Source organism: Nocardia farcinica (genome assembly GCF_029867845.1).
Lineage (GTDB): Bacteria > Actinomycetota > Actinomycetes > Mycobacteriales > Mycobacteriaceae > Nocardia > Nocardia farcinica_A.
This window is the reverse complement of sequence record NZ_JARWRU010000581.1, coordinates 1-1,390: the sequence shown is the minus strand read 5'-3', so window position 1 is coordinate 1,390 and position 1,390 is coordinate 1. Positions and strand designations below refer to the sequence as shown.

The following is a 1,390-nucleotide window of genomic DNA, read 5'->3' as shown; positions in this document are numbered from 1 at the left end:
ATCTGGGGCCGAGCCTGATCCGCACCCTCGACAGCGCGCCGGCCGAGGAACCGAGCCCGTCGCTGCGCTGGGCGGAATGGGCGAAGGCGGGCGCGCGGGTCGAGGCGTTCACCTTCGCCTCGGGCGAGCGGCCGCCCGGTCAGGGCGAGGGCGCGGTCCAGCAGTTCAAGATCGGGATCGAACAGACCGTGGTGTACCCGGACGGGCGGACCGAGGCGCTGCCCGCCACGACCGTCATCGCCACGGTGGTCGAGACCGGCGAGGGGTGGCGGCTCGATGCGTTCGGCTGACCACGTGACAGGCATTTCTCCGCAGGGCGATTCGAGGAGGCAGGGATGGCGAAGAAGAAACCTGTGAAGGACCCGGCGATACCCGGCCCCGATCTGGGTCTGATCGCCGTCTACGCCGGATTCACGGTGTTCGTGCTGCTGATGGTGGCGCTGCACCTGGGCAACCAGCTGTCGGGCACGCCGCAGCAGTTGCCGATCAATCCGATCGAGGTCACCGCGGGCATGGCGCGCGGGCAGTACAGCTGGCCGTTCCCCTCCACGATCATCGTGCTGCTGATCATCGCCGCCGCGATCGCCTTCCTCATGGTCCGCAAGGAGCGCGCCAAGCGGGCATCGGTGGGCGTGCTGCCGGTGGACGCCAAGGCGCAGTACATGGGCAGCGGCGCCGCGGTGTACGCGCTGACCGAGGCCGGTGTGCGGGAGAAGGCCCAGCAGCTCGGCATCGAACTGGGCTACCAGGATTCGCCAGGCGTGCCGATCGGCATGAGCGTGGCCGACGGCATCATGCTCTACGGCTCCTACGAGGATCTGCACCTGGACATCTGGGGGCCGCGCCAGGGCAAGTCGACCTCGCGGGTGATCCCGGCCATCCTGTCGGCCATCGGCCCGGTCCTCGCCACCTCCAACAAGCGCGACGTGGTGGACGCGACCCGCGACGTGCGCGAACAGAAGGGCAGCCCCACTTTCGTCTTCGACCCGCAGGGCGTGGCCGACGAACCGCCGAGCTGGTACTGGAATCCGCTGGCCTGGGTCAACTCCGACCGGCCGGGCAAGGAGATGCGCGCCCAACGGCTGGCCGGCCATTTCGCCGACGCCGACGAGGGCGGCGAGGGCAAGAAGGACGACTTCTTCGATCCCGAGGCCGAGGACCTGCTCGCCGCGCTGTTCCTGGCGGCGGCGGTCGGCGACTACCCGATCGTGCAGGTGTGGGAATGGGTGACCAACCCGCAGGACACCGAGCCGATCGAGCTGCTGCGCAACTCGCCGCACCAGGCGATGGCCTCGGGTCTGGCGATGCAGTACAACGCCGACCCGCGCACCCGCAGCGGCATCTTCGGCACCGCCAAGAAGATGGTGCGCTCGCTGCAGCTGTCCAACAT

Annotated in this window: 1 protein-coding gene and 1 pseudogene; both read left to right on the top strand. The window is 69.2% G+C overall.

Translation table 11 applies throughout. The features are described from left to right. Nucleotides 1-290 (top strand): annotated as a pseudogene (locus QH283_RS12720) (hypothetical protein); the annotation flags it as partial. Between the two features lie 45 nt (nt 291-335). Continuing rightward, on the top strand, nt 336-1,390 hold a 1,055-nt coding region (locus tag QH283_RS12715; protein WP_280503209.1), incomplete at its 3' end, for a type IV secretory system conjugative DNA transfer family protein.